This is a genomic window from Chryseobacterium sp. KLBC 52, from assembly GCF_003347605.1.
In the GTDB taxonomy this organism is placed as follows: Bacteria; Bacteroidota; Bacteroidia; order Flavobacteriales; family Weeksellaceae; genus Chryseobacterium.
On the sequence record NZ_QDFZ01000019.1, the window covers coordinates 33,944 to 60,933 of the forward strand.

A 26,990-nucleotide genomic window follows, 5' to 3' on the forward strand; every position below is an offset into this window, starting at 1 on the left:
CAACTTTGTTGATTCCTGTCTTTGCTTTCTTAAAAGTAAACTTTCAGATACAAAGCCTTTGCGTTAAATCTAAGTTGAAGAAAAGCAGGATTAGGTGTAGTTAAGAATTGATCCAGTTTAAGGCACAAAAAAAGACTTACATTTCTGTAAGTCTTTCTGCTCCTCCTGCTGGGCTCGAACCAGCGACCCTCTGATTAACAGTCAGATGCTCTAACCAACTGAGCTAAGGAGGAATGTCCTTTGTTTTAAGTGGTGCAAATATAGGACGAATATTTATACCCTACAAATATTTTTAAGAAAAATTTAAAAAATTTTATAATTTACCCATAAATACTTTGAAGATGTCGCTTCCGAAGATCAGTAACATCAATCCTAACAGGAAGATAACTCCAATCATCTGTGCGTTTTCCAAAACTTTCTGCGGGACAGGTTTCCCTACAATCATTTCATATAAAGTAAATAAAACGTGTCCACCATCAAGTCCCGGAATAGGAATAAGGTTCAGGAATGCCAACCATACGGAGAACATTGCTGTAAAGCTCCAGAACGCCACCCAGTTGATCTTAACGCTTCCATCCGCATCTTTATCTACAGGCATATTCTTTACAATAGCAATAGGACCTCCAACGTTTTTATACCCCTGAACTTTAGAGTTGAACATAATTTTGAACTGCTTAACCTGAGTAGTTAATGCTTCAATAGTTCTGGTAAATCCTCTTGGAATAGCCTCACCGAAAGAATATTTCTTATTCGTTACAATATCTTTTGCAATACTTTTTGTGTCAATTGCGATCCCCAGTTTTCCGTTTTTATCTACGGAAACTGCAGGTAATGTCTGTAAAGCACCGTTTCTTTCAACATCTACAGAAATTGTTTTACCTTTATTTTCACTTAAAAGAGCACTTACTTCATCAAAGAATGCTGCTTTCTTACCGTTGATCCCAACAATTTTATCTCCTTTTGCAAGACCAGATGCCTGAGAAGAAGGAGTAGCTAGTGAATCAACAACCATAGGAACTCTCGGAGTGATATATAATTTTGCTTCTCTCTGCTTAAGAACATCTGCAACACCGTCAGCATTCACCGGGAAAGTAACTTCCTGCCCGTTTCTGTTTACCGTTACATGATCTCCTAAAAGAATATTGATTGAAGTATTTTCAAGTCTTTCCGCTGGTTTTCCATCTACACTGATGATTTTGTCACCATTCTGGAATCCCATTTTCTTTCCTGCGGAAGTAGCTTCAATACCGTTGTCGAATTTTGTGATATCTGTATACGTTTCTCCGTTAAAGAATGATAAACAGCTGTAGATTAACCATGCAAGGAAAAAGTTAACGGTAACTCCTCCCAACATAATGATCAGTCTCTGCCAGGCCGGTTTAGATCTGAATTCCCATGGTTCTGCCGGTTTTTTCATTTGGGCAGTATCCATACTCTCGTCCACCATTCCCGCAATCTTCACGTATCCTCCGAAAGGAAGCCACCCGATACCGTATTTGGTTTGTTCAGGGTGTTTTCTCCAGTCGTTGTCCGGAAGTTTTGATATATCGATAGGAACCTCTTCCTTCTTTCCGTTTACCTCTATTACTTCAGAATCCGGTAAGTTCTTTGATAAGAATTTATACTGCCATTTTCCGTTGATTTTCTTCATAGAGAATATGGAGAAGTACGGATCAAAAAACAGGAAAAACTTCTCTGCTCTGGTCTTAAACCATATGGCCGGTAAAAAGTGCCCAAGCTCATGAAGAAGCACAAGTATAGAGATGCTCAGAATGAACTGAAAAAGTTTGATTGCTATTTCCATTAATAAATTTTAGATTTTAATTTGCAAAGGTAACAATTATCAAAACTATGCCAAATAAAAAAGCTTCCCGAAACAAGAAGCTTTGTCATATTTAAAGACGATTTGATTATAAATTGAAAGAAACACCAAGGCTGCCATTATTACCGACCTCTGCAAAGACTCCAATTTTCTCTGTGAAGAAATAGCGGGCTCCGATGTGAGCTCCTACTCCAAAGTCTCTCCCTACAACTCCAAGGTCTACACCAGGGTAGATATCCCATTTGGAAGGAAGATTTAATGCTTCCTGCAAGTGAAAGTTTAGTCTCCCGAAAACAAAAACACGATTATCCTTATCGTTGTTTTTATAATTATCAAAGTAGCCATTAATCCCGGCTCCTACTGAAATAAGTTTATTGAGACCATAGTCGTAAGTTCCCGTGATCCCGGTTCCATATCCCCAGGCACTCAGCCCCAGTTGTATTTTCTGATCTCCCTTTCCTGTCCAGGCCTGAGCGTTAGCCATAGCGCCAAAAAATAAGATCGTCACCATAAAAAACAATTTCTTCATAAATTTTTAATTTTAAGGATAATAATAAAAAATATTTCTATCAAAAATGAAACCGAAAGAACGACAATATTATAAAAATGGTTGACTTTAATAAATTATTAAGAAATAAATCCTGTTTTTGTTACTAAAGCATCTATTCAACTATTTAATTCTACTTTCGTAAAGGTAAAAGCTGTATTTTTATACTTTATATATGAAATAATTTAAAAGAATAAAAGATGAAAGTTGTAGGGCTTAATTTAGATATCATCTGGAAAAATAAAACTGGGAATTTTGCTCGTATAGAAAGCGAACTGCTGAATGCGGAGGCAGATCTGTTTCTGCTTCCCGAAATGTTTTCAACAGGCTTCTGTATGGATGCTTCTGAAGTTTCGGACAGAAATAATGAATCACTGGAGTTTTTGAAAAAAATCTCAAAAGAGAAAAATGCTGCATTTTGCGGAAGTGCTCCGGTTGAACAGGACGGCAATTTTTACAACAGAATGTTCTTTGTAAAGCCGGATGGCGAAATCTCTTTTTATGATAAGAGGCATTTGTTTTCTTTTTCCGGAGAAGATAAAGTATACACACCAGGAAAGGAAAGAGTAATCGTTGAATATAAAGGAATACGTTTCCTGCTTCAGATATGTTATGATCTTCGTTTTCCTGTCTTTGCAAGGAATAATGATGATTATGATGCCATTTTATATGTTGCCAACTGGCCCGAGAAACGGGTAGGGGCATGGGAACATCTGTTGAAAGCCAGAGCTATTGAAAACTTATCTTTTGTATTTGGTTTAAACAGAATCGGGACCGATGGAAATGATCTGTTGTATCAGGAGAGCTCTCATTGCTTCTTTGGGGATGGAAAAGAAATTTCTCAGAAACAGGGAAATCTTGTATCTGCAGAATTATATATGGAAGAATTGAACGATTTTAGAAAACATTTCCAGTTTTTGAATGACAGAGATTCCTTTTCTATTGAATTTTAGATTTTCCCACTGATTTCGCAGATCTTCACAGATTTTTAATTTCTATATAAATAAAATAAGTATAATCATCTGTGAAAATCCGTGCAATCTGTGGGAATTAAAAAAAACTGTGAAAAATCACAGTTTTAAGCGTATTGTTGTAAAAGTTGGGTGAGGGTATTCACATCATGAACACCGCTTTCCTTCCACAGCATTTCTCCTTTTTTGAAAATGGCCAGTGTAGGGACTCCGCGCACTCCATACTGAGCTGCCAGTGCAGGATATTGATCTACATCTACTTTTATAATTCTGGCTCCTTCGCCAATATTTTCCTTTACAGTATTTAAAACCGAAGATTGTACTTTACAAGGCTGACACCATGTTGCAAAAAAATCGATAAGTACAGGTTTTTCGGAATCAATGATTTCCTGAAATTTTTGTGACATAATTTAGCGTTTATTAGTTTGCTTTTTTGTTTGTTTCGTCCTGGATCGCCTTTACATTCTTCCAGCTCGTCCCATCATAAGCTTCCACACCATTTTTCTTCAGAATTTCCATGGCCTGATCTGCCTGGATTCCTTTATTGCAAAACACTACAACTTTTTTACCTTTTAGAGTTTCTATATTGTTTTGAATATCTGCCAAAGGAATGTTGATGGCATTCTTTGCTGTTCCTGCAGCATATTGCTCTGGAATTCTGACATCTACCAATGTTACATCAGAGCTGTTAACCACTTCTTTGATGTTAGCTCTAGAAACGGTTGCTGTAGAGTTTGTCTTGCAGGCACTTAGCGTAAATGTCAATGCTAAAAATAATCCGAAAAGCTTAATTTTCATGTCTTACAGGGTCTTAGATTGGCATACAAAATCTGTGGTTGGAAGTTTTTCCGTTTTTTTGATTCCGTTAAAGCCTCCTTCGATTTCGGTAAAGTTTCTGATTCCGTGTGAATTAAGGATGCTTGCTGCAATCATGCTTCTGTATCCGCCAGCACAGTGAATGAAGAAGTGTTCAGAGTCATCAATGGTACGTGCCCAGTCGCTGATCGTATCCAATGGCTTATTGTAAGCGTTATCAATGTGTTCTGCCGAATACTCAGTAAGTTTTCTTACATCAATTACGGTAGCATCTTCTGTGAATTGTTCTGCAAATTCGGCAGGAGTAATTCTTTTGATCTCATCTGTTTCTTTTCCTGCATTTTTCCATGCTTCAAAACTTCCTTTCAGGTATCCAATCACATTGTCAAATCCTACTCGGCTTAGTCGCGTGATCACTTCCTCTTCAGTTCCTTCATCAGTAACTAATAATAAAGGATGTTTTACATCTACAATAAGCGTTCCTACCCATGGGGCAAAATCTCCTTTCAGTCCTATATTGATAGAGTTCGGAACAAATCCTTTATGGAAGTCCGCAGCTCCTCTTGTATCTAAAATTAATGCTCCTGTTTCCTCTGCCAGTGCTTCGAAATCTTCAGGCTCAACAGGCTGTAATCCTTTGTTCATCACAACGTCCAGACTTTCATAGCCGCCTTTATTTAAAGCGACATTCATCCCAAAGTATTTCGGTGGAGCTGTTAAGCCGTCCAGAACTTCTCTGATGAAAGACTCTTTATCCGGTTGATTAAGTGCATAGTTGGTCTTCTTTTGATTTCCTAAAATGTCTACCGTTTCCTTCTGCATATTTTTTCCGCACGCAGATCCGGCTCCGTGAGCTGGATAAACTGTGATGCTGTCATCCAACGGCATAATTTTGTTCTGAAGACTGTCGTAAAGAATTCCTGCAAGATCTTCCTGTGTAAGGTTAGTGGCTTTCTGTGCAAGATCCGGTCTTCCCACATCTCCTAAAAATAGGGTATCACCTGTAAAAATTGCAGTTTCAACACCATTTTCATCGATTAAAAGGTAAGTGCTGCTTTCCATCGTATGTCCGGGAGTGTGCATGACCTTTATTTTCACTTTTCCAATCTCAAAAATCTGATTGTCTTCAGCAATAATAGCATCAAATTCCGGAACAGCAGTAGGTCCGTAAACAATTGGAGCGCCTGTTTTTTTGCTTAAATCCAAATGTCCTGATACAAAATCTGCATGGAAGTGAGTTTCAAAAATATATTTTAAAGTGACATTGTCTTTTTCCAGACGATCCAGATAAGGTTTTACTTCTCTTAGCGGATCAATAATGACAGCTTCATTCTCTGATACAATATAATAGGCACCCTGAGCCAGACAGCCCGTATATATTTGTTCAATTTTCATTGGGTCTTTTTTTAATGAGTTAAAGATACGAAGTATTAGATCAATTCTAAATGAAATGTTAAATTCCATTGATAGTTTCTTTCAATACTTTGTTAAACGTACGTTTAGTATATGTTGTTTTTTTCAGCAAAAAGAATGCCTTACATAAAGATAATGGTAAATGCTGTTTTATATCATGTTTAGTTCCTATATCCTTCCTGGCACAAAAAAAAATAATTATCGTGGTTTAAAATTTGATTATTGAAGGACAAATTTATTTTCTAAAGAAGCAGAGAGAAGTTCTTCAGAAAATATCTTTACATATTTTACAAAAAATTTTATATTTATAAGTTAAAAAAGCGAGCAAATGGCAGATAAAACACAATTTATTGAAGAACTTAACGCTAGATACACTCCTAAGGGTGAGCATATAATATTAGGAAAAGGAATGCTGGACGGAGAAGTAGTCACAGAAGTGAACGTAACCATTCCCTTGAAAACGATTAACCGCCACGGCCTTATTGCCGGAGCTACCGGAACCGGTAAAACAAAAACATTACAGGTCTTTGCAGAACAGCTTTCTCATGCAGGGATTCCTTCTTTGGTTCTCGATATTAAAGGAGATTTCTCCGGGATTGCAGAAGCGGGCCAGATGAATTCTGTTATTGAAGAAAGGTATGCCAAAACACAGCTTCCTTATAATCCACAAGGTTTTCCGGTAGAACTCATGAGTATTTCCGGAGGAAAAGGAGTGAAGCTGAGAGCTACAGTTACAGAATTCGGACCTGTTTTATTAAGCAAGATCCTTGAATTAAATGATACACAGCAAAGTATCATGTCTATTGTCTTCAAATACTGTGATGATAAAGGACTTCCTTTGATTGATCTTAACGATTTGAAGAAAGTACTTCAATATGTGACGGATAACGCACAGGGAAAAGCTGAACTTGCAGCCAATTACGGATCTATTGCACCAGCATCTCTTGGCGCTATCTTAAGATCTATTGTGGCCCTGGAACAACAGGGAGCAGCAGGCTTTTTCGGTGAACTGAGCTTTGATGTTCATGATTTACTGGAAACAAGAGACGGAAAAGGAGTGGTTAATATTTTAAGAGTGGCAGATATCCAGAATAAGCCACAGCTTTTCTCCACATTCATGCTTTCGCTTTTTGCTGAAATTTATATGACATTTCCGGAGGAAGGAGATAGCGGAAAGCCGAAGCTGGTATTATTTATTGATGAAGCCCACCTGATTTTTGATGAAGCTTCCAAAGCCCTTCTTTCACAAATTGAAACGATGGTAAAGCTGATCCGTTCCAAAGGAGTAGGGATCTATTTCATTACACAGATTCCAGGTGATGTCCCTGAAAATGTTCTTTCCCAATTAGGGTTAAAAATACAGCATGCCTTAAGAGGATTTACCGCAAAAGATAAAAAAGAAATTACCAAAGCCGTTGAAAACTATCCTACGACAGAATACTATAATGCTTCCAGTCTGATCCAGAATCTGGGAATTGGAGAAGCATTTGTTACGGCTCTTGATGAAAAAGGGATTCCGACACCATTAGTGCATACGTACCTGATTTCTCCGGAATCAAGAATGGATGTTTTGAATGACGCGGAAATTTCTGATCTGACTTCAAGATCAGCACTTGTTGCAAAATATGAGCAGGCCATTGACAGAGAATCTGCTTACGAAATGCTTACCAACAGGATGGAACAGGCAGCACAAAATCCTTCACCCACCCAAAAAACAAAACCTGTAAAAGAAGAACCGGGAATGTTTGAACAGGTATTGCAGAGTAAAGCTGGCCGTACTTTTACCTCTACATTAATGAGAGAAGGGGCAAAAGCGATTCTTGGAATGTTTGGTCTGGGAGGCAGAAGAAGATAATTTTGAAAGTTAACCTGCTGTGTTTTGATATATTTTTTGTTATTTTAGCAGGTTATCTTTACTTAACAGTAAAAAATAGAGCCGCATTTTATTGGGGAATAGGAGGCCGGTTTTGAATATTAAACTAGAAAAACAGCAGTTAACACACATTCATGTATTCAATTATAGATATAGAAAGTAATGGTGCAGGTTATAGAAATGAATGCATTATAGATATCGCCATTTACAGATATGACGGTCAGAAAATTATAGACCAGTTTATATCGCTGGTAAACCCTGAAGGCGATATCACTCCTTTTGTACAGAAACTGACCAGTATTACCCCGAAAATGGTCAAAACTGCTCCGAAATTTCATGAAATTGCCAAAAGAGTGATAGAAATTACTCAGAATACAACTTTGGTAGGTCATAATATTGATTTTGATTACAGGATGCTTCGCCAGTCATTCAAAAGGCTTGGTTATGATTTTAAAATCAATACTTTAGATACAATTCCGTTAGCAAAAAAACTGATTCCTGATGAGGTAAGTTATTCCTTGGGAAAACTGGTGAAATCATTAGGTATTCCATTGACTAACCATCACAGGGCGGAAGGTGATGCAAGAGCTACATTAGAACTTTTCAAGCTTCTGATTTCAAAGGATACTGAAAATGAGATTATTCAGAAGCAGCACGATGAGTCTAATGCCAAAACGTATATCAATAAGATCAAAGAACTGACTCAGGATCTTCCTAATGATAAAGGTTTTGTATACTTTCAGGATGAGGCCGGGCGTATTATGTTTTCAGATTATGTTCAGGATATCAACAAGTTTTCCAAAAAGGTTTTCAATTCCAAATCAAAAAAATGGGAACAGATTCAGAAAGATGTTGAACAGATTAATTTTGAGCTTACCGGAACAGATATTATTGCCAAACTGATCCTGAATTCGAAGAATATTAAAAAGAAAGAAGTTTTGCCTTTCGGATTATATTTCAGGAATAATAAATATGTGGTTGAGAAAAATAAACTCAATAAAACCGAGAAACCGGTCTTGAAATTCAGGTCATTTACCCAGGGAACAAAAGCTGTTCAGTTTATTGGATCTCAGGAAGAATTTAAGGATTTTGCTGTCTTGAAACAAAAAATTGAATTCAGAAAAAGAAATGAACTCTGGCTGGGACCAGGAAGAAAATTAGGAGAAAAGTTATTTTTAATCATAGAAAACGGGAAAGTGGTTTCGTTTGGATTCTATGAGTTGTTTACGCAGATTCAGACACTGAGTAAACTGGCGAAGTTGAAAATTGATCTTCCGTTATCTTCCACAGATCTGAATAACGAATTGCAATTGGCCCTGCTCCGCGGGGATTTTGAGACATTACCGCTGCCGAAGTAAAAGAGTGTCTATACGTTACAAGTTGTCTTGAAGGCAATACTCGTAAAATCAATTTTTAAAAAGTAAAAAATAAGTAGTATTTTTGCAAAAAATAAATATAAGCAATGCAAAATTTTAAACAAAATAAAACTGGAAAAAAGGGAACTGTAAAGTTCTCTAAGGTTTGGAATATTTAAAAGAGTTGTCTTGCATAAAAAATAATCAATGTGGCAGGCTCTTTTCTGAAGAATCTGCCTTTTTTTATGTTAAAATGAAATTATGAATTCAAAAGAATTATTAAAAATTGCCAATGAGTTTGGCACACCAGTGTACGTTTATGATGCTGAGTCTATCAAAATTCAATACGAAAAACTTACCTCTTCATTTTTAAAACATACGAAGTTCTTCTATGCGGCGAAGGCTTTAACGAATATCAATATTCTTAAGTATGTCAAGAACCTGGGTGCATCTTTGGATTGTGTATCTATTAACGAAGTTAAACTTGGATTGAAGGCAGGATTTTCGAAAGAAAAGATATTGTTTACTCCCAATTGTGTTGACCTGGCGGAAATAGAAGAAGCAATGACTTTTGGAGTTCATATTAACATTGATAACATTTCTATTCTTGAACAATTCGGGAATAAATACGGAAATACGTATCCGATTTTAGTAAGAATCAACCCCCATATTTTTGCTGGCGGTAACTATAAGATTTCAACAGGGCATATCGACAGTAAATTCGGTATTTCCATTCACCAGGTTCGTCACATCGAAAGAGTGATGAAGAGTACCAACCTTAATGTTGAAGGTCTTCACATGCATACTGGAAGCGAAATTAAAGATCCTGATGTATTTCTTCAGGCTTTGGAGATTATGCTGGAACTTTCTGAACATTTCCCGAACCTGAAATATCTTGATATGGGAAGCGGTTTCAAAATCCCTTACCAGGACAGTGAAGAAGAAACTGATGTAAGAACATTAGGTAAAAAAGTGGAAAAAGTAATTTCTGAATTTTCAAAATCTACTGGTAAAAAATTTGAACTATGGTTTGAACCAGGGAAATTCTTGGTTGGAAAAAGCGGCTATTTATTGGTAAAAGCTAATGTGATCAAGCAGACGACGGCCACTGTTTTTGTTGGGGTGAATTCCGGATTTAACCACCTTATCCGTCCTATGTTCTACGACTCTTACCATCTGATTGAAAACCTTTCCAATCCCAAAGGAGCAGAAAGAATTTATACGGTAGTAGGAAACATCTGTGAAACCGATACATTCGCATGGGACAGAAAGCTGAATGAAGTAAGAGAAGGAGATATCCTTGCTTTCCATAATGCAGGAGCTTACGGTTTTGAAATGAGTTCAAACTTCAACTCAAGATTAAAACCTGCTGAAGTATTATTCTTAGATGGAAAAGCTCATTTGATCCGTAAAAGAGATGAATTTGAAGATCTGTTGAGAAATCAGATTGAAATAGTGATGTAAAATCTGAAACATACGATATAAACAGCCGCCTTTTGGGTGGCTGTTTTGTTTTACAGGGGAATTAAACCTCACGGGTTTTCAAAACCCGTGAGGTTTTAATAGAAAAAGAATTCAAAATTAAATTACAATTTTTTAACATCGAGTTAGGGATAGAGTCTCAACTTTATTAGCTAAATTTGATAGAGATAGGAAGATTTTCTTCTTCTCAAATACTATTTTCACCAAAAAATAACCACCAAAACAGACTAATTATGGCGAAAAACATAGCAGAGCAGATTGTTGAAATGCTCGAAAATGCCAATGTGAAAAGAATTTATGCAGTAACCGGAGACAGTCTTAACCATCTGAATATTGCGGTCAAAAAAAGCAATATTCAATGGATTCATGTAAGACACGAAGAAGTAGGAGCTTATGCTGCCGCTGCGGAGGCTGAGCTTGATGGGTTGGCAGTATGTGCCGGAAGCTGCGGCCCCGGACATGTTCATCTCATCAATGGAGTGTATGAAGCACATCGCTCTCATGTTCCAATGCTGGTAATTGCTTCAACGATTCCCAGTGACGAAATGGGAATGGACTACTTTCAGGAAACCAATACAATAAAACTGTTTGACGACTGTAGTTACTATAATCAAATGATTACCCGGCCGGAGCAGGTGCAGAGAACTGTGCAAACTGCTATCCAACATGCGATCTCCAAAAAAGGAGTTGCGGTGATAGGCCTACCGGGAGATGTTTCAGAATTAGATGCCGAAGAAGGCTCTACCTCCACCCAGATTTTTAAAACCAATCCTGTCATAAGACCTTCGGATGACGAGTTGAAAAGCTTGTCAACATTAATAAATAACAGTAAAAAAGTAACAATCTATTGCGGAATAGGTGCCGCTGAAGCACGCGATGAAGTGATTGCTTTGTCCAATCTGTTAAAAGCACCTGTAGGATATTCATTTAGGGGAAAAATGGCTATTCAGCCCAATAACCCAAATGAAGTGGGACTTACAGGTCTGTTAGGATTTCCTTCAGCCTATCACGCCATGCATGAAGCTGATCTTGTTATTCTCCTGGGAACGGATTTTCCTTATCAGAAATTCATGCCTGTAAAAAATAAAATCGTCCAGATTGATGAAAGTCCTGAAAGATTAGGAAGAAGAGCAAAACTCGAGCTAGGACTTGCCGGAGATGTCAAAGAAACCATTAAAGCATTATTGCCTTTACTTGACGAAAAAACTGATGTTCATTTCCTGAACGAGCAGCTGGCATTTTATGATAAAGTGAAAGAAAGCCAGTTGGAGTATGTAAAAGATTCTGGAAAAGAAAATGCTATTCAGCCGGAATATGTGGCCCACACTTTAGACAAACTTGCTAAACATGATGCTATTTTTACCGTAGATACCGGAATGTGCTGCGTTTGGGGAGCAAGATTTATTACAGGAACAGGCGAAAGGAAAATGCTGGGATCGTTTAACCACGGATCAATGGCGAATGCGATGCCAATGGCTATCGGGGCAGCTTTAGCGCATCCTGAGAAACAGGTAATTGCTCTATGTGGTGACGGAGGATTGTCTATGCTTTTAGGGGATATGGCTACTATTTTTCAGTATAAACTCCCTGTGAAACTGATTGTTTTCAACAACAGAACGTTAGGAATGGTAAAACTGGAAATGGAAGTTGGCGGAATGCCCGACAATGAAACAGATATGATCAATCCGGATTTTGCTATGGTAGCACATGCAATGGGCTATCCGGGAAAAAACGTTCATCTTCCCGAAGAAGTAGAAAGTGCTATCAAAGAATGTCTGGATCATGACGGGCCTTATCTTCTGAATATTTTCACCAATCCCAATGCGCTGGCTCTTCCTCCCAAGATTGAATTTGACCAGATCATGGGAATGAGCAAATCTATGGCACAGCTGATGCTGGGAGGGAAAATGGATGAGGTTTTTGAAACCGTAAAAAGCAATTATAAACACATTAAGGGTCTGCTATAGGATTAAGGGGCAATATTTTTAAAACCTGCCTTGAATTCACAATATTTAAATTATAAAACTTCATGCTTTGCGTGAAGTTTTGTTTTTTATAAATAAGCTAAATATTTACCTTTGTTTATTATTAGTAAACAAGATTATGAGAACGGTACTTTTATTTTTAGCCTTATGTGTAATGAATTTTTCATTGGCGCAGGATCAGGAAGACCGCGATGATTCTTTCATCAGGGAGAGCAATAAAAATGTTCTGAAAATAGACATCAAAGAACCTTTTATGCAGGTGGCTGTAAAATGTAATGATTTTAAACCTGCTGCTTTCGAAGGAGGTGTCGTGGCCTATAAAGAAATTCTCAACAAATATATGTATGCCTACCTGAATTCAGATTTCTATGCTTTGACCGGAGATTTTACATTTACCTTAGTGCTTGATGCTAAAGGAAAAGTAGTAGATGTGAAAGGAATGCCTAAAGTACAGAACAGTGAAGTTTTTTTTGATGATATGCAATATGTGGTAAGAAGAATAAAGAAAAACTGGACTCCGGCATCTTGTGGCGGACAGCCTGTAGCTTCACAGATTAAAGTTAAAATGAACTTCTCTTCAATGTCCGTGGATATTGATTAAATAATATAAACACAATAATGAAAAATACTTTTTTTTTATTTTTTCTGGCTTTTGTCTCTCTGTATAAAGCGCAGATACTTGATGAATATCCGGAGAAACAAAGCTTTTATGAAGGAGGAATGGTTAATTTTTACAAAGATGTTCATGAATATCTTGTTAATAATAAATTTAAGGAGTGTGATGAAAAAGAGATTTATCAGCCAAGAATTATTGTAACAGAAAAAGCTGAAGTTAAATTCATCAAAGATTCTGATACGGCTAATATTGCAAGGAACAAATGTGCATACAATATGTCAAGGGAGCTTCTTAAAAACCTTAAGAAATGGAAGCCTGCTGAAGCCAAAGGCTGGAAAATTGGGGCTATTACCGAGTTTATTTTATATCCAAAAGATGTAATGAGTAATTACCAGCCGGGTTATGATGCCAATAAATTTGTAGCGCATACCAAATACCCTGAAGGATCGAAAGCTTTTCATACTTTATTTCATGATAATTTTATGACGATTTTTTCAGATTATCAGCTTAACGGAAAGGTAAATCTGGAATTTTATATCAGCAAAGACGGTCATATTATTAATCCCAGAGTTTATCCTGAAGTTTACAATCAAAATTTTAATACTGATTTTATGCGGACTCTTGCAAGGATGAAAAAGACCTGGATACCAGCTTTTTATAAAGATATTCCGATTGTGGAAAGGATTTCATTTCCGGTACAGTTTTCAATAACATTTACTGAAAGATAATCCTGACATTCTGTCACAATATTTTGTATCTTTGCAAACTTATTCGTTCGTAATTTAAAATTGCGGACCTTAAATCGATTATCGTGCAGGAAAAATATATAGACGAAACAAAACAGGGCGAAGCTTTTGCTATTGCAGAAAGACCGGAGAACTCTAAAAAACTCTTTTTAGAAAGCTATGGTTGTCAGATGAACTTCTCTGACTCTGAGATTGTTGCATCCATTCTTAATGAACAGGGCTATAATACAACAATGAAAGTTGAAGAAGCTGACCTGATTCTTTTAAATACCTGTTCCATCCGTGAAAAAGCAGAGCAGACTGTAAGAATGCGTCTTTCTCAGTTCAAAAATCTGAAAAAAGAAAGACCGAATATGACGGTAGGAGTTCTGGGATGTATGGCAGAAAGATTGAAAACCAAGTTCTTAGAAGAAGAACAATTGGTTGATCTTGTTGTGGGTCCGGATGCCTACAGAGACTTGCCGAACCTTTTAAAAGAAACCGATGATGGAAGAGATGCGATCAACGTAATTCTTTCCAAAGAAGAAACGTATGCAGATATCAACCCTGTTCGTTTAGGAGGAAACGGTGTTACCGCATTTGTTACCATTACCAGAGGTTGCGATAATATGTGTACATTCTGTGTGGTTCCTTTTACCAGAGGAAGAGAAAGAAGCCGTGATCCACACTCTATTATTGAAGAATGTAAAGATCTTGCCAACAACGGATATAAAGAAATTACCCTTTTAGGGCAAAACGTAGACTCCTACCTTTGGTATGGAGGTGGACCCAAAAAAGACTTTGCCAAAGCTTCTGAAATGCAGAAAGCAACAGCCATTAATTTTGCTCAGCTTCTTGATTTAGTGGCTAAAGCCGTTCCGGAACTGAGAATCCGATTCTCTACCTCAAATCCGCAGGATATGAGTCTGGATGTATTCAAAATGATGGCAAAGCATGACAATATCTGTAAATATGTTCACCTTCCTGTACAAAGCGGAAGCAATAATATGCTTGAAGCGATGAACAGACAGCATACCCGCGAAGAATATCTTGATCTGATCAGAAAAGCAAAAGAAATTGTTCCGGAAGTAGCATTCTCTCAGGATATGATTGTTGGATTCTGTAATGAATCTGAAGAAGATCACCAGGATACTTTAAGCCTGATGAGAGAAGTAGAATATGACTACGGTTATATGTTTGCCTACTCTGAAAGACCGGGAACTCCGGCTCACAAGAAAATGGAAGACAATATTCCGGCTGATGTGAAGCAGAGACGTCTTGCTGAAGTTATCGCGCTTCAGGGTGAGCTTTCAAAACAAAGAATGAAATCCTATGTAGGAAGAGAGCATCAGATTCTGATTGAAGGTATTTCCAAGAAGAACAAAAATCAATGGAAAGGAAGAAACTCTCAGAATGCGGTATGTGTCTTTGATAAACTGGAAGGACAGAAAATAGGTGACATTGTGAACGTTTTTGTGTATGACAATACACAAGGCACACTTTTAGGGAGAACAGCGGAATAAAATTAAGTTACCATCACTGAAAAACTTAAAAAAAGAAAATATATATTCTTAAAAAAAGATCAACGGGTATATTACCGTAAGATTTTTAGTAAATTGTGAAGGAAAGACAGTACTGTTCAGATTATGGTATATAAGCCCAGGTCTGAAAGAGATAGAAGGTTTACAAGTAGTTTACTATCAGTATTTAACCTATAAAATTAAAAATGGAAAAGTTTCAGAGGTATTACCTTAGCTTTTTATTACTTATCGTTTACACCAATACTATTGCGCAGGTCAGCTGTAATGCAGTAGAGGGTGAGAACTGTAAAAAAGCGTGTGGGTTATACAACTGGGCTTCAGATTTACAAGGTTTTGCAGAATCTCAGGAAGGCTTTGCTAATGCCTTAGAGCTACGTCCCGATTTTTCCCATGGTTACATGGAAAAAGCCATTCCATTTCTTAAAAAAGGAGATTTTGTAACCTGGAAGATTTTAATTGATAAAGCCGTTGCTTTAGATTCTCAAATATATCTTGGTTACAGAGGCAGGACAAAGTTTCAGTTTCTGAGAGACTACAGAGGAAGCAATCAGAATTTAGAAGGATTAAAAAAATATGAGCCCGGAGACTTAGGAAGATCTCAGGACGGAGACTATAATCTGGACGTAGTAAGAGCTATGTCCTACAGTGCTTTGGGACAGAAAGAAAAAGCGGCTGGGATTATAGAAAGACTTTTGGCTACCAGAGGTTATGTGAAGGGAATGTTCGATCATTATCAGCTGGGAGTTACCTATTTCGAGCTGGGAAGATATGACAGAGCCCTGGAAAATTTTGAAAAACAAAGCAAAGAGTACGACTTTGCCGAGAATATATACTTTAAAAGTAAAGTTTCTAAGATCAGAAACAAAGATTATTTGGATTTAAAAATGTTAGCCCTGCAAACGTATGATGAAGGAAAGACTATGAAAGATGTCTACACTCATCACTTTAACAAAGTCTACAGAAAAGAAATTGAAGCGCTGTAGAAGATTAACATTCAGTCAATAATCAAAAATTTACTTATGAGCAACGAGCTACAAAACATAAAAAACCGTTTCGGAATTATCGGAAACTTTCCTGCACTCAATCGTGCCCTCGAAAAATCTATCCAGGTGGCACCTACAGATATCTCTGTACTTGTGATTGGAGAAAGTGGGGTAGGAAAAGAATTTATTCCGAAAATCATTCATTCAGAATCCAGAAGAAAACATCAGCCTTATATCGTCGTAAACTGTGGAGCGATTCCGGAAGGAACTATAGACTCTGAATTGTTCGGACACGAAAAAGGAGCTTTTACAGGAGCTACAGCGACAAGAAAAGGATATTTTGAAGTAGCAGACGGCGGAACCATCTTTTTGGATGAGGTGGGAGAACTTCCTCTGCAGACTCAGGTTCGTCTTTTAAGAGTGCTGGAAAGTGGTGAATTTATGAAAGTAGGTTCTTCGCAGGTGCAGAAAACCAATGTGAGAATTGTGGCCGCTACCAACGTTAATATGATGAAAGCCATCCATGATGGAAGATTCCGTGAGGATTTGTATTACCGTTTGAATACCGTTCAGATTGATATGCCGCCTTTGAGAGAAAGAAAAGGAGATATCCATTTGCTATTCAGAAAATTTGCGATAGACTTTGCAGAAAAATACAGAATGCCGGAACTGGAACTGGAGCAGAGTGCTGTTCATTACATTGAAAGTTATTCTTTCCCGGGGAATGTCCGCCAGCTAAGAAATTTAGTAGAGCAGATGACCGTTGTGGAAAGGAACAGAAATATCACTGCAGAAAAACTTGCCGAGTATATTCCGATGGAAACCCATCTTCCAATGGTGGTCAATACACAAAGCACGCCTAAGCAGAACGATTTCGGAAGTGAAAGGGAAATCATGTATAAAATTCTGTTCGATATGAGGAATGATATTAATGATTTAAAATCCTTAACTTCGGAACTGATCAAGAACAGAGGAACAGCAGATCTGAGCAACCATGAGAAAAACCTGATCAACAGGATTTATACTTCCGATAGTCAGCCGCAGGTGAATTCCGGATCAATGTTATATTTTGAAAATAATAATGATACGCCGGCAGTTCAGACTCCTACAATTATTTCGACACCTGAGGACAGCTATGAAGATATTGAAGATATCGAAATTGAGGAAAACAGGCCAGAATCTCTTTCTCTTCAGAACAATGAAAAAGATTTGATTATCAAGGCTTTGGAGAAGCATAAAGGACGTAGAAACAGAGCTGCAGATGAGCTGGGAATTTCACAAAGAACTTTATACAGAAAAATAAAACAATATAACCTGGAAGATTAACACAACATAAATAATGAAAGTCAATTTAACACCTAAGCCGATCAATTTTAAACTCGGAGAATATATAAACAAAGGTTTCGAACTTTTAAAGAAAGATTTCGGGAATATTTTTATAGCATTTTTAGTATGCTTTATTATGTCTATTATTCCATTCTGCGGATTATTAGCAATGGGTAATTTATACAAATACCTTCAAAGGCTGAACAGAAACCAGCCTGCAAGTCCCGGAGATATTTTTGATTTTAAAGACTTCATGCCTTATTTTATGCTGCAGTTAATTGTTTTTGGTGGTGTTTTACTGCTTTACATTCCTTTATTTGCTGTCCTGGGTATATCAGGTTCAATTTCGGGAAGGGATGAACCTAATCCAATGGTTGCATTATTTGTGTTTCCCTATGTATTTTTAATAGTAGCAGCTATATATTATTTTGTACTAAAAGGCTTTTACATCATTCCGTTAATCAGTCTTAAAGGAATCAAAGAAATAAAAGAAGCCTGGAATATTTCAAAGGTAATGACTAAAGGAAATTTGTTGTCAATTTTTCTTTTCTCATTGGTAGTAAGTATATTGGCTCAGATTGGTATTATTGCCTGCGGGATAGGAATTTTTCTTACCTTACCGTTCTTATACACGGCAAACTATTTTGCTTATGAAGATGCTATTCAACAGATTGAGTATGATGAAATTATTGAAATCGGATCTAAAAATGAACTTTAAAATTAACAATATCAGCTTGAAACAATTACTGTTCACGGGAATGCTTTTTGCATTGCTGGGAGTTTTAAATTCATGCTACAGCTTTACGGGATCGTCCCTTACAGACGAGAAAACAGTTCAGATAAATGAATTTCCCAATAATGCACCTCTTGTAAACCCGGCGTTATCACAACAGTTTTCTACTGCAATACAAAACAGATTCCTTCAGAGAACCACTTTGAAAGGAACAAAAGAAAATCCGGATATCCTGATAGAAGGAGAAATTACAGACTATTCCATTACCCCTACCACAATCAGTTCCAATACCCAGACCAACCCTTCCGGTGGAGTGATTCAGCAGGCGCAGAATAAACTTACGATTACAGTAAAGGTACATTATGAAAATAAAATCCACCCGGATGCAAGCTTTGACAGAACGTATTCTGACGAAGCAGCTTTCAACAGTGATGTATCCCTAAGTCAGATCGAAGACCAGCAGGTAAAACTGGTAACAGATAGAATTATTAATAAGATATTTAACGACATTGTAGCGAATTGGTAAGATGAATCCGAGAGTTTTAGAATTAATAAAAAATCCGAAAAATATTCAGTTAGAAGACCTTGGTCTTTTGAAAGAAGAGATTCACACTTTTCCTTATATTCAGAATATCAGGGCACTTCACTTGTATGGTGTGCACCTGTACGAAAAAGAAAACTATCAGAAAGAGCTTTCTACTACAGCAGCATATACTACTGATAAAAAGATTTTATATCAGCTGATCAATGGAAAGATCAAACAAGAGCTCAAATCAGAGGTTGTTGAAGAGAAAAAAATCTCTAAAACAATTGAAAAACCAGCTCAATTAATCCCGAAAGCCAAATCTTTCCCTATCAAAAGAGAAGAAGAGATTTCTTTGGAAAGACCATCAGAGGAAAAAGAGAATACCTGTATTTTACCCACTTTACAGGATGTGAAGCACATTTATGTAAACGGTGAACGAAACAGAATTTTATTTGAAGGAGAAGAAAACTTCCTGGATGAAGAAAATTCCGAGACCATAGATATTGAATCTACCCTTGAATCCGGAACTCTGGTAACCCAGAAGACTGAGCCTATAGCTGAAGAACCGGTTCAGGAGAAAGTAGAATCCGGACAAGTTGAAGCTGAGAAGAATGACGGAGAGAACTTTACACCGGAAACTATCATTCACGAAGATCAGATTTCTTCAGAAAATGAGGAAGAAAAGATTGAAGAAGAACAAAATACAAGCTTCCATGAAGTAGCACCTTTAGTACCGGAAATAAATAATGAGGCAACAGCAGAAGATCCTGCAGAAGCAGCTCATGAAGAAAAATTGGTTTCCGGGGAAGAATCTGTTCACCACGAAGAAATAAAAGCTGAAGCAGAAGAGGAGGCCGGAGAAAGCTTTACTCCAGAAACGATCATCAATGAAGATCAGATTTCTATCCAAAAAGAAGATGGAAATGGTGATCAAGAGTTGTCTTCTGTAGAATTATCTGATGCGGAAGTCAGCTTCCATGGAACAGAATCGTTTATGCCGGACGTTAAAATCCAGACTAACAGCGAGGAGATAGCGGAGCCTGCTGAAATTTCCCAACCGAATGTCAATAAGCACGAGGAGGAAATGAGACGCCTGATTGAAGAGGTTGAGAAAAAAATGAAGGAAACTAAACTTGTTCCGCAAGAGGAAGAAATAGAACCCGAAAACGTTGAAGATCATGAAATCAGCTTCGCTGATACTCAAAGCTTCCATTTCTGGTCGACAAGTGAAGATAAACCTGAAGAAGTAAAAGAAGAGCCAGTACAGAAAGAAGTTGTTGAAGACCAATCTCCGGTAGAAGAAGCTAATGCGGAAGCTGCAGAAAAAACAGAAGAAAAAGCTCCTGAAGTCCAGGCTGTATGGAAACCAATGAGTGTGGAATCCAATATGCCCGATTCTTTAATCAGTAAATCTGAACAGTCATTATCTCCTGAAATACAATCTCCGGCAGTAGAGTCAGCTCTTGTTAAAGAACCGGAAGTGATCACTGAAGAGCCAAATTCAGTTGAGGCCCCTGAAATTATTGCGGAAGCTGCTCAGGAAGATATTCAGCCGCTGGAGAAAGAAACTTCTGAAGCTGAAAAAAATCTTTCTGAATCTGTTGAAGAAGGAAAGGCTGTTACTGAAACTATAAAAGAAGATGTTCCTGTCATGAATGTTTCCTTCTTTGGAACAGATATTTCTACCCTTAAGGTTGAAGAAAAGCAGGAAGAAAAGAAAGAAGAACCTGTGGAAAAAGTACAGGAGGTTCCTATGAAAAATACGACTCAATCGACCATAGACAGCAATGTTCCGGGTTTTATCAATACATGGCAGAGCTGGCTTAAGATTGACAGAACAGAGGAGGTTGAAAAGGAAAAATCAGAAATTAAAGAAAAGGCTATAGAAACCTTTATTGAAAATAATCCTAGAATCAGTCAGTTAAAAGAAGAAAGTACCTATGTAGTAAAAGAAAAGAATGATGATATCTCGCATCTGATGACAGAGACATTGGCTAATCTTTATTTTGAACAGAAACTTTATACAAAGGCCATAAAAGCGTTTGAAATACTTATCAAAAAGAGTCCGGAGAAAAAAGAATATTTTGAATCCAAAATTCAGGATATTAAGGACTTCAGAAGTAAAAATTAAAAATAAAAAAGGTACTGTTCAAAAATCAGTACCTTTTTTATTTTATAATTTCTGAGAAGTACCTTTGTTACTTCTTAATTTTTTCCAGGCTTTTCGCCCAAATACAATAACCACAATTAATGTGATGATGGTAAATATTGCTGCAATAACCGGTGCAGCCATTGCGAGAACAGACATAATACCTGCCCCTGCTGTCTCGGTTGTTCCAACCATTGAATTTCCCAGGCCTCCGGTAGTCGCAGTAGAAGCGGCCCTTATTCCTGCAAATCCAGAGCTGATCGTAGCTGCTGTACCCCCACCGGCAATTAATGCCAAAGCCCATTGCGGGAAAGTTCCAAGATCAGCAAACTGACTGGCAAATAATAGGGAACCGGCAACAGTTGCCATAGGGATGGAAACCGTATCCAGTAAATGATCAACGAAAGGGATATAATAAGCGAGGATCTCAATAATAGTTGCTATTCCCGTGGTAATAAGCGTAGGAAGTCCCGCAAGCCATTCAAAATGCTCATTCATAGGAATCCAGTTGAAGTAAGACGCAAGACTTACCATAAACATGGGAAGAAATACCCGGAAGCCTGTAGCCGCTGCCAATCCGATACCAATAAATGCACTGATTATATAAGAAAAGTAGGGAATATTGTCTAACATATTAATTTTCAGATTTATTGTTTTCCCTAAAAATACAAAAACTATATGATATTTGAAGTGTTGTTGATTTCGAAGCTCCAGATACGCGATGCGGGTACGAGGTTTTGAGCTTTACAATGCGTGATTTGTTGTGGAGTAAAAAATATTTTATATCTACTTATCTGTGACAATCTTGCGATCTATGGAAAATGAAAAGATCTTTAAGAAAATGCCTCACAGATCTTTTTATTTTAAGGAAAAAAATTACTTTTTCTGAGCTTCACAAAGCTTTATAAACTGAGCCTCTACATCCTGAAATTTCGGAGGCATCTCAGGAGAAACCCAAAACAGCATCGCCATCGTTTTTTCTCCAAAGGCTTGCCTGAAAAGATCTTTATTCAGACGATAGCATTCTCTCAGTAATCTTTTGATGCGATTTCTGTGGACGGCTCTTTTGAAATATCTTTTGGAAACAGAAACTCCAAACCTTGGAGCTTCTATCGGAAGGTTGGGTTTGTCTTTCAGAATAATGATTCTAAGATTTCCACTCGTTCTCCATTTGCCTTTTTCAAAAAGCAAACTGATCTCTGTGTTTTTTTTGAGCTTTTCTGCTCTTGGATAAGTAAAGTTCTGCATTAATCTTTTGTCTTTTTCACTAAATGATTAATTACTTCAGCAGCAGCGTACAGACCAAAAATAGCTGGAATAAAACTAATGGTGCCATAGAAAGACTTTTTGAAGTTACTTCCATCGGTCATTTTAAGACTTTCTTCCTTTTGAATTTCATTGGAGAATACACACCTGATCCCTTTATTGATTTTTTCTTTCTTCAGCCTTTTTCTCACCTGTTTGGCTAGGAAACAATTGTGGGTTTTGCTGATATCCCTTACCATCACCATACTCGGATCTATTTTTCCTCCTGCACCCATTGAACTTACAATCTTGATTTTTCTTCTTCTGGCAGCTTTTATTAAACAGATTTTTGGCGTAACACTGTCGATACAGTCAAGGACATAGTCAAACTTTCCTGAATCAAGGACTTCATCCATTCTTTCCGGATTCAGAAACTCGTTTATTTTGATTAATTGAAGTTCAGGATTGATATCAAGAAGCCTTTCAGCGACAACCTCTACTTTATGTTTTCCAACAGTAGAATGCAAAGCAGGAAGCTGTCTGTTGATGTTCGTAATATCTACCGTATCACCATCTACAATAGTCATATTTCCTACGCCGGCTCTTGCAAGAAATTCTGCGGCAAAAGAACCTACTCCGCCTAAGCCTACTACAAGCACATTGGCTTTGATCAGCTTATCCAATCCATCTTCTTTTATCAAAAGTTCAGTTCTTTCCAGCCAGTATTTATCCATTTTTTATTCTGTGTAAATTTTCTAAAATTTGTTCATTAAGTTGCTCCAGAGACATTTCTTTTATTTCGGAAACTTTAAGGTACAATTCTTCGATGTTAAAGTCTTCATTGTCAGTTTCCAAAAAGATTTTATTGAGTGGAGTGTTTTTCAAAATATCCTGCAAAGATAAATTATACAAAACAGCTTTTCCAAAACTCAGGTAAAAATTATTGGCAAGAAGGTCTTCAGCAATTTGACGTTTTTTATTAAAACCATGAATAATCATAGGCTGTTCGGCCTTCTTTTTAAATGAAATCACCTCATAAAATTTTCTCACACAATGAATGATCATAGGTTTTTTTACCTCATTTGCTATTTTAATCTGTCTTAAAAAAACTTCTTCCTGAATTTTCTGATCAACAGAAACCAGAGAATCCAAGCCGCATTCACCAATAGCAAAGCAGTTTTGAAACATCATATTTTTCATCCATGAAAATTGCTGTTCAAGATTGTTAACATCAATATCCTGCGGATGAATTCCAATAGAATAAGGGATGCCGGGCGGATTTTCTTCTTTGTTCAGATTGTAAATCCCGTTTCTTATATAGTTCTTATGATGATGAAAATCAAAAAATTCCATATTCAAAAGTAAGTATTTTCAGAATTAATTTAAAATTATTAAACGATCGTTTATAAATGTGTTAAAAATTTCTTAACTTTACTCAAAGTACACTTCATGAAAAAAAAATTTACAGAAAAACAGATTCACATACTGGATATTGCAGAAGAGCTTATCGCGAAGAAAGGATATGAGGGAACTTCTGTAAGAGATATTTGTTCTAAAGCAAATATCAACGTCGCCATGATCTCTTATTACTTCGGTTCCAAAGAGAAAATGATGTCTTATCTCTATCAGTACAGAGTACTGAAAACCAGAGAGAATTTTTCAGAATTTGCAGATACCATCAAGGAAGGTAAGCCTGAAATGCAATTGCGGGAAATGATAAAGTATATCGTTTCTCAGCTTTTCAAGTATAATTATTTCCATGGTTTTGTGACCCAGGAACTCCGCCATACAGAGAATCTGAAAGATGAACTGCTGGATTTCTATCAGTTATTTGTGAAAAAACTGGATGAAGTCATTAAGAAAGGTGTTGCATCAGGAGTTTTCACTTTTACACCCAAACCTGAAGACATTCTTACTATGATCATCGGGTCCACTTTATTTGTTATAAGGAATAAAAATTTCTATGAGCTCTATGTTCCGAGCAAAAATGAGGAAACCTATGCCAAAGAAGCGGAAAAAAAGGTGAGAATGAATCTTTTATTAAGTGTTTTTGCGATTTTGGGATACGTTGCAGACTAAAATTACGTTAAATATTCATAAAAAAAAATCTATTGGCAAAAAAGTTATATTTTTGCAAATTAGTAAATCGGCTGTATAATCCGAAAACTGTTGAATTTTATATATGAAAAAATATATTTTAGGTCTTTTTGCTGTAGCGGTGGTTACTTCTTGTGTAAGCCAGCAGGAAAGAGCAATGAGAAGTGCTGATAAAGAATTTATCTTAAAAGCAGCTAATGAAAATTTTGCTAAGAAAAAGTGGAAAAATGCATTGGCTCTTTACGACAGGCTTGCCAATCTTGTGGCAGGAACAGATGATTTTCCTAACGTAGGTTTCAACACAGCTTATGCCAACTATTATGACAAAAGTTATAAACTGGCAGGGCATCAGTTTAAAAATTTCGCAGTAAGTTTCCCTAAAGATCCGAGAGCAGAAGAAGCAGCTTATATGTCTGCATTATGCTACTATGAAGGGTCAATGGATTATAACCTGGATCAGTCAAGTACAGAATTGGCCATTAATGAACTTCAGGAATTCCTGAATAATTATCCCAACTCTGAAAGATCTAAAAATATCAGCCAGTTAATTGATGAATTGTCCTATAAGCTTGAATTTAAAGCTTATGAGAATGGAAGACAATACTACAAAATGGGTGAATATAAAGCAGCAACTGTAGCATTTGAAAATGTTTTGGAAGATTTTCCAAGTACAAAACTTCGTTCTAAAATTTATGACTATATCATGAAATCACGTTATGAATTAGCGATGAAATCCATATATAATCTTAAAGATGAGCGTATTGAGAGTGCACTTACCTATACAAAGGTTGTAGAGAAAGAACTTCCCAACACAGAATATTCTAAAACAGCGGTAGATCTTAGAGAAAAGCTGGAAAAAGAAAAACAGAACTTCGTAGTTGTTAAAAAACAAACGGAGGCAAGAATGGCGGCTTTAACTGCCAGACAGAAAAAAGAAGCTGAAAAACTGGCAGATAAAGATAAAACTGAGCAGCAAATCAAAGATCAGATCAGCAACGAAAAGAAAGCAATGCAGTTACAGAGGGACAGTGCAGCACTTAAGACACCTCCTCCTGCAGCGACTTTCAAAATTCAAAGATAATTCGTAAATTTGCCATCTTAAAATAAAAATAATTTTCTCAAAATGAGTGTAAAAGATACAAAAGCAGAAGTAAATACTATTACTTACGACAAAGATAAGATTGAAGATAAAGTAGGTTCAATCTACGAAGCTATTGTTATCATGGGAAAGAGAGCAGAGCAGATCAATGCGGAGATCCGTACGGAACTTCACAACAAATTGGATGAATTTGCCGTTCACAATTCTACATTAGAAGAGGTTTTCGAAAACAGAGAACAAATTGAGATCTCTAAACATTACGAAAAGCTTCCAAAACCGACTTCAATTGCTATTGAAGAATGGTTAAACGAAGATGTTTATTTCAGAAAAACAGAAGAGAGAAAGTAATCTTCTGTATTTTAATAAATCAAGGTCATAAAGGAATTCACTTCTTTTATGACCTTTGTTGTTTTAAAGCCTCATTGTGTGGGAAAAAATAAGTACTTTAGTATTTCAAAAAATTAGAACTAAATGAGTGTTTCCGGTAAAAAGATACTTATCGCTGTCTCTGGAGGAATCGCGGCTTACAAAATCCACTTTCTGATCAGAGACTTTGTGAAGAAAGGTGCCGAAGTACAGGTTATCATGACTCCTGATGCAGAAAACTTTGTAACGAAACTAAGTCTGTCTACCTTATCCAAAAAACCGGTGTATTCGGATTTTTATAGTGATAACGGAACATGGAACAGTCATGTGGAAATGGCGCTTTGGGCGGATGTGATGATCATTGCCCCATGTACAGCCAATACACTGTCAAAAATGGTTCACGGAATGTGTGATAACCTTGTTATTGCCACCTATATGTCTGCAAAATGTCCTGTATTCATTGCGCCTGCCATGGATCTTGATATGTATGCACACCCTTCTACAAGAAAAAATCTGGAGCTGGCTGAAAGCTTTGGACATAGGATTATTCCTGCAGAAAACGGAGAGCTGGCCAGCGGACTGACCGGACAGGGAAGAATGGCAGAGCCGGCAACAATTTTTAATGATGTTGAACATTATTTTAATTCAAACAATCCCCGAAGCCTTGAAGGAAAAACGGTATTAATTACTGCCGGACCTACCTATGAAGCTATAGATCCGGTAAGATTCATCGGAAATCATTCATCTGGAAAAATGGGATTCTCTCTTGCAGAAGAAGCTTCAAAAAGAGGAGCCAAAGTAATTCTTATATCAGGACCGAGTGTTCAAACCATCAATGATCCGAACGTTGAACTTCATAAAGTGACTTCAGCCAAAGAAATGCTGACAAAAGTATTTGAATTTTACGACAGTATAGACATAGGAATTGCCAGTGCTGCAGTAGCAGACTATGCTCCCAAAGAAGTTGCGAAGGAAAAAATCAAAAAGAATGATGAAAACCTCACGATAGAATTGGTTAAAAATCCGGATATTCTTAAAATTATGGGAGAAAAGAAAACCCATCAGTTTTTGGTAGGATTTGCGCTGGAAACCCAGAATGAAGAAGAAAATGCGAAGGGAAAGCTGGAAAAGAAAAATCTGGATATGATTGTTCTCAATTCTCTACGCGATGAAGGAGCCGGTTTTAAAAATGATACCAATAAAATCAAGATATTTACCAAAACAGAGAAGAAGGAATTCAATCTGAAATCCAAGGATGATGTAGCAAAAGATATTCTCAATTTTGTTGAGTCTCAACTTTTAAAATAATTTTAATAAATT

General features: G+C 36.9%; 26 protein-coding genes and 1 tRNA gene. 17 read left to right on the forward strand and 10 right to left on the reverse strand.

The features are described from left to right. Positions 1–159: 159 nt before the first annotated feature. The 3 genes from DDF69_RS18380 to DDF69_RS18390 form a co-directional block, all read right to left on the reverse strand. Positions 160–233, reverse strand: a tRNA-Asn gene (locus DDF69_RS18380). A gap of 80 nt (positions 234–313) precedes the next feature. Then, positions 314–1,804: an RIP metalloprotease RseP gene (gene rseP, locus DDF69_RS18385; protein ID WP_114822053.1), complete on the reverse strand. Its 1,491-nt coding sequence runs from the start codon at positions 1,802–1,804 to the stop codon at positions 314–316. Between the two features lie 106 nt (positions 1,805–1,910). Beyond that, positions 1,911–2,351, reverse strand: coding sequence for a DUF6646 family protein (locus DDF69_RS18390; RefSeq protein WP_114822054.1), 441 nt, complete (start codon positions 2,349–2,351; stop codon positions 1,911–1,913). Positions 2,352–2,569: 218 nt separating this feature from the next. Here DDF69_RS18390 and DDF69_RS18395 point away from each other — a divergent pair, with 218 nt between their 5' ends. Next, positions 2,570–3,322 (forward strand): nitrilase-related carbon-nitrogen hydrolase, encoded by a 753-nt coding sequence (locus DDF69_RS18395; RefSeq protein ID WP_114822055.1) that lies wholly within the window; start codon positions 2,570–2,572, stop codon positions 3,320–3,322. A 125-nt stretch (positions 3,323–3,447) separates the two neighbouring features. Here the strand turns inward: DDF69_RS18395 and DDF69_RS18400 are convergent, their stop codons facing one another. From DDF69_RS18400 to DDF69_RS18410, 3 genes are read right to left on the reverse strand one after another with little or no spacing between them, the layout of a single operon-like run. After that, a complete protein-coding gene (locus tag DDF69_RS18400; protein WP_114822056.1) occupies positions 3,448–3,747 on the reverse strand; it encodes a thioredoxin family protein in 300 nt (99 codons plus the stop codon). Positions 3,748–3,760: 13 nt separating this feature from the next. Next, positions 3,761–4,138, reverse strand: a complete 378-nt coding sequence (locus DDF69_RS18405; protein ID WP_114822057.1) for a rhodanese-like domain-containing protein — start codon at positions 4,136–4,138, stop codon at positions 3,761–3,763. Positions 4,139–4,141: 3 nt separating this feature from the next. After that, on the reverse strand, positions 4,142–5,551 hold the full coding sequence (locus DDF69_RS18410) for an MBL fold metallo-hydrolase (protein ID WP_114822058.1): 1,410 nt from the start codon (positions 5,549–5,551) through the stop codon (positions 4,142–4,144). Between the two features lie 346 nt (positions 5,552–5,897). Here DDF69_RS18410 and DDF69_RS18415 point away from each other — a divergent pair, with 346 nt between their 5' ends. The 12 genes from DDF69_RS18415 to DDF69_RS18470 all read left to right on the forward strand — a co-directional run bounded on the left by DDF69_RS18415 (position 5,898) and on the right by DDF69_RS18470 (position 20,845). Next, positions 5,898–7,424 carry a helicase HerA-like domain-containing protein gene (locus DDF69_RS18415; protein ID WP_114822059.1) on the forward strand — a complete coding sequence of 509 codons (1,527 nt, stop codon included), beginning with the start codon at positions 5,898–5,900 and terminating at the stop codon, positions 7,422–7,424. Positions 7,425–7,576: 152 nt separating this feature from the next. Continuing rightward, positions 7,577–8,800: a PolC-type DNA polymerase III gene (locus DDF69_RS18420; protein WP_114822060.1), complete on the forward strand. Its 1,224-nt coding sequence runs from the start codon at positions 7,577–7,579 to the stop codon at positions 8,798–8,800. A 258-nt stretch (positions 8,801–9,058) separates the two neighbouring features. After that, on the forward strand, positions 9,059–10,261 hold the full coding sequence (gene lysA / locus DDF69_RS18425; RefSeq protein WP_185144368.1) for a diaminopimelate decarboxylase: 1,203 nt from the start codon (positions 9,059–9,061) through the stop codon (positions 10,259–10,261). A 251-nt stretch (positions 10,262–10,512) separates the two neighbouring features. Continuing rightward, on the forward strand, positions 10,513–12,246 hold the full coding sequence (locus DDF69_RS18430) for a thiamine pyrophosphate-dependent enzyme (RefSeq protein ID WP_114822062.1): 1,734 nt from the start codon (positions 10,513–10,515) through the stop codon (positions 12,244–12,246). 136 nt (positions 12,247–12,382) lie between these two features. After that, a complete protein-coding gene (locus tag DDF69_RS18435; protein WP_228412043.1) occupies positions 12,383–12,865 on the forward strand; it encodes a hypothetical protein in 483 nt (160 codons plus the stop codon). A gap of 17 nt (positions 12,866–12,882) precedes the next feature. After that, entirely contained in the window at positions 12,883–13,608 is a 726-nt protein-coding gene (locus tag DDF69_RS18440) for an energy transducer TonB (protein WP_114822063.1), read from the forward strand. 83 nt (positions 13,609–13,691) lie between these two features. Then, positions 13,692–15,128 (forward strand): tRNA (N6-isopentenyl adenosine(37)-C2)-methylthiotransferase MiaB, encoded by a 1,437-nt coding sequence (gene miaB / locus DDF69_RS18445; protein ID WP_114822064.1) that lies wholly within the window; start codon positions 13,692–13,694, stop codon positions 15,126–15,128. A gap of 203 nt (positions 15,129–15,331) precedes the next feature. Then, entirely contained in the window at positions 15,332–16,129 is a 798-nt protein-coding gene (locus DDF69_RS18450; protein WP_114822065.1) for a tetratricopeptide repeat protein, read from the forward strand. Positions 16,130–16,165: 36 nt separating this feature from the next. After that, positions 16,166–17,455 (forward strand): sigma-54 interaction domain-containing protein, encoded by a 1,290-nt coding sequence (locus DDF69_RS18455; protein WP_114822066.1) that lies wholly within the window; start codon positions 16,166–16,168, stop codon positions 17,453–17,455. A 13-nt stretch (positions 17,456–17,468) separates the two neighbouring features. Further along, positions 17,469–18,173: a hypothetical protein gene (locus DDF69_RS18460; protein WP_114822067.1), complete on the forward strand. Its 705-nt coding sequence runs from the start codon at positions 17,469–17,471 to the stop codon at positions 18,171–18,173. Continuing rightward, a complete protein-coding gene (locus DDF69_RS18465; protein ID WP_114822121.1) occupies positions 18,163–18,714 on the forward strand; it encodes an LptE family protein in 552 nt (183 codons plus the stop codon). The genes DDF69_RS18460 and DDF69_RS18465 overlap by 11 nt, the downstream gene beginning before the upstream one ends. Position 18,715: 1 nt before the next feature. Further along, entirely contained in the window at positions 18,716–20,845 is a 2,130-nt protein-coding gene (locus DDF69_RS18470; protein WP_114822068.1) for a hypothetical protein, read from the forward strand. A 42-nt stretch (positions 20,846–20,887) separates the two neighbouring features. Here DDF69_RS18470 and DDF69_RS18475 read toward each other — a convergent pair whose 3' ends face one another. The 4 genes from DDF69_RS18475 to DDF69_RS18490 form a co-directional block, all read right to left on the reverse strand. Then, positions 20,888–21,496, reverse strand: a complete 609-nt coding sequence (locus DDF69_RS18475; protein ID WP_114822069.1) for a DUF4126 domain-containing protein — start codon at positions 21,494–21,496, stop codon at positions 20,888–20,890. A 243-nt stretch (positions 21,497–21,739) separates the two neighbouring features. Continuing rightward, complete coding sequence (gene rnpA, locus DDF69_RS18480) at positions 21,740–22,111, reverse strand: ribonuclease P protein component (RefSeq protein ID WP_114822070.1); 372 nt, start codon at positions 22,109–22,111, stop codon at positions 21,740–21,742. Beyond that, positions 22,111–22,842: a ThiF family adenylyltransferase gene (locus DDF69_RS18485; protein WP_114822071.1), complete on the reverse strand. Its 732-nt coding sequence runs from the start codon at positions 22,840–22,842 to the stop codon at positions 22,111–22,113. The genes rnpA and DDF69_RS18485 overlap by 1 nt, the downstream gene beginning before the upstream one ends. Further along, positions 22,835–23,461, reverse strand: coding sequence for a TatD family hydrolase (locus tag DDF69_RS18490; protein WP_114822072.1), 627 nt, complete (start codon positions 23,459–23,461; stop codon positions 22,835–22,837). The genes DDF69_RS18485 and DDF69_RS18490 overlap by 8 nt, the downstream gene beginning before the upstream one ends. Positions 23,462–23,557: 96 nt before the next feature. Between DDF69_RS18490 and DDF69_RS18495 the strand changes: the two genes are divergently transcribed. The 4 genes from DDF69_RS18495 to coaBC all read left to right on the forward strand — a co-directional run bounded on the left by DDF69_RS18495 (position 23,558) and on the right by coaBC (position 26,978). Further along, on the forward strand, positions 23,558–24,187 hold the full coding sequence (locus DDF69_RS18495; protein ID WP_114822073.1) for a TetR/AcrR family transcriptional regulator: 630 nt from the start codon (positions 23,558–23,560) through the stop codon (positions 24,185–24,187). Between the two features lie 103 nt (positions 24,188–24,290). Further along, positions 24,291–25,286, forward strand: coding sequence for an outer membrane protein assembly factor BamD (locus DDF69_RS18500; RefSeq protein ID WP_114822074.1), 996 nt, complete (start codon positions 24,291–24,293; stop codon positions 25,284–25,286). A 42-nt stretch (positions 25,287–25,328) separates the two neighbouring features. Continuing rightward, on the forward strand, positions 25,329–25,652 hold the full coding sequence (locus DDF69_RS18505) for a DNA-directed RNA polymerase subunit omega (RefSeq protein ID WP_034681463.1): 324 nt from the start codon (positions 25,329–25,331) through the stop codon (positions 25,650–25,652). 123 nt (positions 25,653–25,775) lie between these two features. After that, a complete protein-coding gene (coaBC, locus tag DDF69_RS18510) occupies positions 25,776–26,978 on the forward strand; it encodes a bifunctional phosphopantothenoylcysteine decarboxylase/phosphopantothenate--cysteine ligase CoaBC (protein WP_114822075.1) in 1,203 nt (400 codons plus the stop codon). The last annotated feature ends 12 nt before the right edge of the window (positions 26,979–26,990 follow it).